General features: G+C 68.1%; 5 protein-coding genes. 1 reads left to right on the top strand and 4 read right to left on the bottom strand.

From position 1 onward, the window contains the following. Nucleotides 1-38 precede the first annotated feature (38 nt). The 4 genes from ACIQOV_RS26540 to ACIQOV_RS26525 form a co-directional block, all read right to left on the bottom strand. Nucleotides 39-800 carry a class I SAM-dependent methyltransferase gene (locus ACIQOV_RS26540; RefSeq protein WP_401052558.1) on the bottom strand — a complete coding sequence of 254 codons (762 nt, stop codon included), beginning with the start codon at nucleotides 798-800 and terminating at the stop codon, nucleotides 39-41. A gap of 163 nt (nucleotides 801-963) precedes the next feature. Then, complete coding sequence (locus ACIQOV_RS26535; protein WP_401052556.1) at nucleotides 964-1,695, bottom strand: pyridoxamine 5'-phosphate oxidase family protein; 732 nt, start codon at nucleotides 1,693-1,695, stop codon at nucleotides 964-966. Next, nucleotides 1,692-3,104: a hypothetical protein gene (locus tag ACIQOV_RS26530; protein WP_401052553.1), complete on the bottom strand. Its 1,413-nt coding sequence runs from the start codon at nucleotides 3,102-3,104 to the stop codon at nucleotides 1,692-1,694. The genes ACIQOV_RS26535 and ACIQOV_RS26530 overlap by 4 nt, the downstream gene beginning before the upstream one ends. Nucleotides 3,105-3,131: 27 nt before the next feature. Further along, nucleotides 3,132-4,337: a phosphatidylserine decarboxylase gene (locus tag ACIQOV_RS26525; RefSeq protein WP_401052551.1), complete on the bottom strand. Its 1,206-nt coding sequence runs from the start codon at nucleotides 4,335-4,337 to the stop codon at nucleotides 3,132-3,134. 281 nt (nucleotides 4,338-4,618) lie between these two features. On the opposite strand from ACIQOV_RS26525, the gene ACIQOV_RS26520 reads away from it, so the two are divergent. Further along, nucleotides 4,619-4,966: a hypothetical protein gene (locus tag ACIQOV_RS26520; RefSeq protein ID WP_401052549.1), complete on the top strand. Its 348-nt coding sequence runs from the start codon at nucleotides 4,619-4,621 to the stop codon at nucleotides 4,964-4,966. Nucleotides 4,967-5,152: the final 186 nt, after the last annotated feature.

Genomic DNA, 5,152 nt, shown 5'->3' with positions numbered 1-5,152 from the left:
GGGGCCCCTGCCCGGCGGGCCGGCGTCCGGCGGGCCGGCTACGGCTTGCGCGCCTCGATCAGGAACCGCGCCGAGTGGGCCACGAACGGGCCCTCGGCCCGGATCCGGGCGTCCAGCTCGCGCAGCCGGTCGCGGTACCCGGCCACGGTGAAGCCCGGGACCATCCAGATCACCTTGCGCAGGAAGTACACCACCGCACCGATGTCCCGGAACTCCATCCGCAGCCGCTCGGACCGCAGGTCCACCACCTCCAGCCCGGCCGCCCGCGCCTCGGCGCTCTCCCGCTCGGGGCGGCGGCCCTCGCGCGCCTCCGGCTGCGGCCCGAGGAAGTACTCGACCAGCTCGAAGGCCGACGCCGGGCCCACGTGCTGGGCGAAGTACGTGCCGCCGGGGCGCAGCACCCGGGCGATCTCCGTCCACCAGGCCCGCACCGGGTGCCGGCTGCTGACCAGGTCGAAGGCCCCGTCGGCGAACGGCAGCGGCGGCTCGTCGGGGTCCGCGACCACCACCGCGCCCAGCGGGTGCAGCAGGTCGGTGGCGCGGGCCACGTTGGGCGGCCAGGACTCGGTGGCCGCGAGCACGGGCGGGCGCCCGCCCAGCCGTACGGCGCCCGCGAGCACCTCGCCGCCACCCGTCTGGACGTCCAGGGCCGCGGTCGCCGTGCCCAGCCGCCCGGCCAGCAGCCGCTGGTAGCCCCAGGAGGGCCGCTCCTCGGTGGCCCGGCCGTCCAGCCAGGAGAAGTCCCAGCCGTCCACGGACACGGCCTCGGCCTCGGCGATCAGCTCTTCGAAGGTGCGCATGTCCGCATCATCGCGGCGACGATGCCCTCCGGCCAGCGGATTTCGCGCCCGGGCCGTCCCCCGACCAGTTGATCACTTTGCTCAAGGCCGCGGCCTGAACCGGAATATGAAGATCCTCTTCTTTCGGATCACGCCGGGCGGGCGTCGCCGGAACGAAGAGAACCTAGGTGGTCCTGCCGATGACCCGCTGGACGGGGTCCGGCGGGTCGGCGTCCTTGTCCTTGACGTGCGAGTCGGGGATCGCCGGCCCGTAGACCTGACGCATCGGGAGCACACCGCCCCAGGCGTTGCCGTGGTCCCAGTCCCAGTCCTGCTGGTTCTCGTGCTCCGGCTCGGCGGCGTGGTGCCGCTTGACGTTCACCGTCGCGTCCTCTGTCAGGCTGACGGAGAGGACCCCGGTGGTGGGGGTGTGCTCCCCGTCCGAGTCCAGTTCGCCGCCCTTGCCGTCCTTGATCGGGCGCAGCTCGGGCCACCGGCCCGGGACGACCTGGTTGCTGAGCGCCTCGAACGCCTTCGCCCGGTCCGCCGGATCGACCTTCCGCGCGATGCCGTCCACTACCACGGAGCGGTAGTTGAGGGAGGTGCTGATCGCCGCCCGCCCGACGATGAGGCCGTCGAGCAGGGTGACGGCCAGGCAGACGTGGACCCCGGCGTCGCTCCACAGCTGCCGCAGCGAGGGCGCCAGCTCGGTCTGCGGCGGCCAGTAGATGGAGCCGTGCAGATAGAGGCGCCGCTCGTCCCCCTCCTCGTGGTACGCGTAGACCATGGGCACGCACCTCGGCCTGCCCGTTTCTGGGTCGACGTGGGCGAGGGTGCAGACGTAGCCCTGCTTGAGGACGGCTGTGGCCGCCGCCAGGTCGGCCGTCTCCTTCGTCCTCTTGAAGTGACCGCTCATCCTGTCTCCTCGTCGGCGTCCTCCAGGGCCTTGGCCAGGATGGCCCGGGCCACGCTCTCGGGGTCCTGGCCGTGGAAGGGGCGGTCGAACAGCCAGTTGTAGAGCATCTCCCGGGAGATCCGCGGCTGGTAGGCCGGTACCTCGTGCCCGGCGTCGGGCACCGCGACCTGGGTGACGTTGTTGAGGCTGCGGACGAAGCCCTTCGGGTTGCCCTGCGCCTGCTTCCAGATCAACCGCGGGACCTCCTGCCAGCCGTCCTTCATGATCTCGTCGAGGATCTCCTCGGTGCTCTGGTAGCCGCAGGCGGTGTCGAAGTCCCCGGTGTAGAGCAGGACCCTGTAGTTCTCCTTCGCGTGGATGAGCTCGGCGTACAGCGACGAGGCATCCGCCATGTTGTCGGCCTTCAGTGCGGTGGCCACCGGACCGGAGTTGTCCGCGGACTCCCACGCGTGGTCGACGTGCAGGGCCTCCTTGACGGCGGCGGTGTTGAGGTAGACGGGCAGCGCACCCGCGGACAGGTCCTCCCAGCGCCGTACGTCGTAGACGTCGAAGTCGCCTCCGTAGGCCAGGATCGCGTTGACCAGGCCGTTGCCGAGATCGGTGGCCTTCTTCATCTCGCCGGCCTTGAGGACGTCCTGGAAGTGCTTGTACGAGGAGTCCAGGACGTCCTTCTGGCCCTTGCCGAGGAATCCGGACGCGAAGGCGTAGTCGATCATGACGCGGATCGAGAGTTCCGGTCTGATCCAGCCGTTTCCTACGGCGATCCCCTGCAGATTGAGGTGCGTCCTGGGCCTCTTGAGGTTCTCCTGGTGGATCTTCCGGGCGATGTACGGCACGTACTTGCCCGCATAGCTCTCACCGCAGACGTAGAGGGGGCACTTCTGGTACTCCGGGTACGTTTCGAAGAACTGAACCAGCGCCCGGTGGAACATCTCGCTGAGTTCGTCCTCGTCCTTGACGTACGTTTCCGACGTCTTGCAGTAGCTGTATCCCGCGCCGACCGGCTGGTCCCAGTAGAGGACGTGTGCTTCCTGGTTCCAGGTGTCGGGGCTGACCGAAATGGTCCCGGCGGCGTCGTCACCGACGCGCAGCGGCCCGTTCTCCAGGAACAGACCCAGGAGCGACGAGGCGCCGGGACCGCCGTTGAGCCAGATCAACAGAGGCGTCTTCTCGATCAGGTCCTTCTGCTTGTCGGCGTCGACGTGGGGATCGCAGGTCTGGCTCTCGAAGAACCAGTGGAACAAGCGGCTCCTTTCGGTGCCGGGACCGTCGACGTCCGCGTACCCGGCGTAGGACCGGACCGTCTTCGGGGCTCCTTCCTCCTCCTTCTTCCCGGGGTCGGGACAGAAGTGGATCGTCTGCGTGTTGAAGGCGTTCGCCGGGATCGCGTAAACGGGCTGACGGGGCATGGTTCGCCTTCCGTTTCGGGAGGGAGGTCAGGACGTCGGCGTAACGCGCCCGGGCAGCGGGCGGACGTAGCGCTCGATGTAGCGCTCGGTGTGCGCGACCTCCTGGAGGACTCCGATGCGCTGGCCCAGGAGGAGCTGGAGTGCGGGGAACCGCTTCTCTTCGAACAGCAGGATGTTCAGTGAACCGCCGTACTGGAAGTAGCCGATCTCGTCGCCCTTCTTCACCTCGACCGGGGTCGACTCCTCCGTGATCCTCCGGAACGGATCGAGGAACCTCACGGAGCCGATCGAGTTGAGGCCGACGGGTACCAGGGCGACAAAGCCTTCGCCGTCCGGATCCCCGTTGTGGTCCACGTACGGCGTCTTGATGATGACGTATCCGCGGCGGAAGTCCTCGAACAGGCTGTAGTCGTACCCGTAGCCGACGTTTCCCTTGTTGAGCAGGTCGGGGAAGTCCCGGATCCCGTAGTAGACGCCGCCGATGTCGTCGCGGGCCTCGACCACCCGGCCGCCGACCGGGGCGTGGTAGCGGTGGTAGGTGTCGGGCATGAGGATGCACGACACGGCCGTGCCACCGATGAACTTCTCGGCATACTTGGAGCCGTCGAGCAGCCTGCTGACACTCATGGTCACGGCCGCCTTGATCGGGAGCGGCGTGTCGGGCGCCAGGTTGTCGACGATCATGTTGATGATGCAGTCGGTCGGGGCGGTCACGACGCTGGGGTCGTCGGGGTAGTCGATCGGCCGCTTACCGGGCTTCAGTTCCCTGATGAAGAACTTGTTGAGGGTCGACCAGTCCCCCTTCTTGAAATCGGCCATCCGCTTCGGGCCGAGTTCATCGATCCACTGCTGGACCAGCTTCTCGGAATCCGTGGAATCCATCTGCCGACCCTGCAGCTGCGTGAAGTCCGCCAGCACCTCACGTCCTGATTCGCTGGTCACGAACGCGAGCCCCGCGGCGTTCTCGTAGCTGATCCAGCTGAATTTACGGATGTACTTCAACCCGTCGGAGATGGGCTGCTTCCAGCCCCAGTCGTACCATTCGACGAAGAATTCTGCCAGGGTCTTTCCGGTCGCCCCTCGCCAGTCCTTGTAAACGTCGGAGTCCGGGTACACCGTGGGCGGCGTCAAACCCCTGATCGCCGCGTCGAACTTTCGCCTGAAATCGCCTTCCTCGTCATCGTAGAGCTTCTCGACCTTCTCCTTGAGCTCCTTGATGTTCTGTGAGGCCATGTCCCGCTTCCTTCCGTGCGATGGGATCCCCCGGGCGCTGCGCCCTCACCAGTACGTCCCGATCCGCGAAGAACCGCGCCCGCAGCTACGCCGTTCGCCTAGAAACCACCTCCGCCCGGCGGTACGCCACATGTCGCTCCCGGCCGCGGACGGCCCTGAAGCAGCAGATCCACAGGGGCACTTCGGCACGGAAGGCCGGCACCGCTGGTGGACGCGCCCGGCCGTCTCGGGCGCCCACGGTCACCCCGACGGCCCACCGAGGCACCTGATGATGAGCGACCGTGATCCGCGCCGCAAAGCCGGACGCCACTGTGGCAGCGCGGGCGCTGACCGTCCCCGCCCCCTCCTCGCCGGCCCGTCGCCCGCCGGACCACCTGCACACCAGCGTCACCGTGGACAGGCCCGACCTCGAACTCCAGACCCTGACCGTGGACGGGAACGTCCAGGTCTCCGGGCAGACCAACGCCCAGGGCCTGCACTGCGCGCAGACCGCGCCGATCCTGCTCCAGTCCGGTACCTCCGGCCAGCGCCACCCGATGAGCGTCCTCGTCCGCAAGGGCAGACGGTCTCCGGCACGTTGGCGAATGTCGACGGCGACGTGGACACGGACACGGACACGGACAAAATGACGACAACACTGCACTGGTTCCCGATCGGCAAGTCCCTCGAACTTGCCGACGGCTGAGCGCCCTTGACGCAGTGACCGTGCGGCCGGTGTCACGGCCGCGCGGTCGGGCTGGGCGAAGACCTCTCCCGACCTGCGGCAAGGACCCGGATCGCGGACTTCCCCTGGCGGGGCCCTGCGCTGTGGGCCC

The organism is Kitasatospora sp. NPDC091257, from assembly GCF_044757675.1.
In the GTDB taxonomy this organism is placed as follows: Bacteria; Actinomycetota; Actinomycetes; order Streptomycetales; family Streptomycetaceae; genus Kitasatospora; species Kitasatospora lactacystinica.
The sequence above is the reverse complement of the archived record's forward strand: the minus strand, read 5'-3'. Positions and strand labels throughout refer to the sequence as shown.

Excerpts from the sequence above, each read along its gene's own strand:
- ACIQOV_RS26530 (WP_401052553.1), bottom strand. The coding sequence starts at position 3,104 with ATGCCCCGTCAGCCCGTTTACGCGATCCCGGCGAACGCCTTCAACACG.
- ACIQOV_RS26535 (WP_401052556.1), bottom strand. The coding sequence starts at position 1,695 with ATGAGCGGTCACTTCAAGAGGACGAAGGAGACGGCCGACCTGGCGGCG.
- ACIQOV_RS26540 (WP_401052558.1), bottom strand. The coding sequence starts at position 800 with ATGCGCACCTTCGAAGAGCTGATCGCCGAGGCCGAGGCCGTGTCCGTG.
- ACIQOV_RS26525 (WP_401052551.1), bottom strand. The coding sequence starts at position 4,337 with ATGGCCTCACAGAACATCAAGGAGCTCAAGGAGAAGGTCGAGAAGCTC.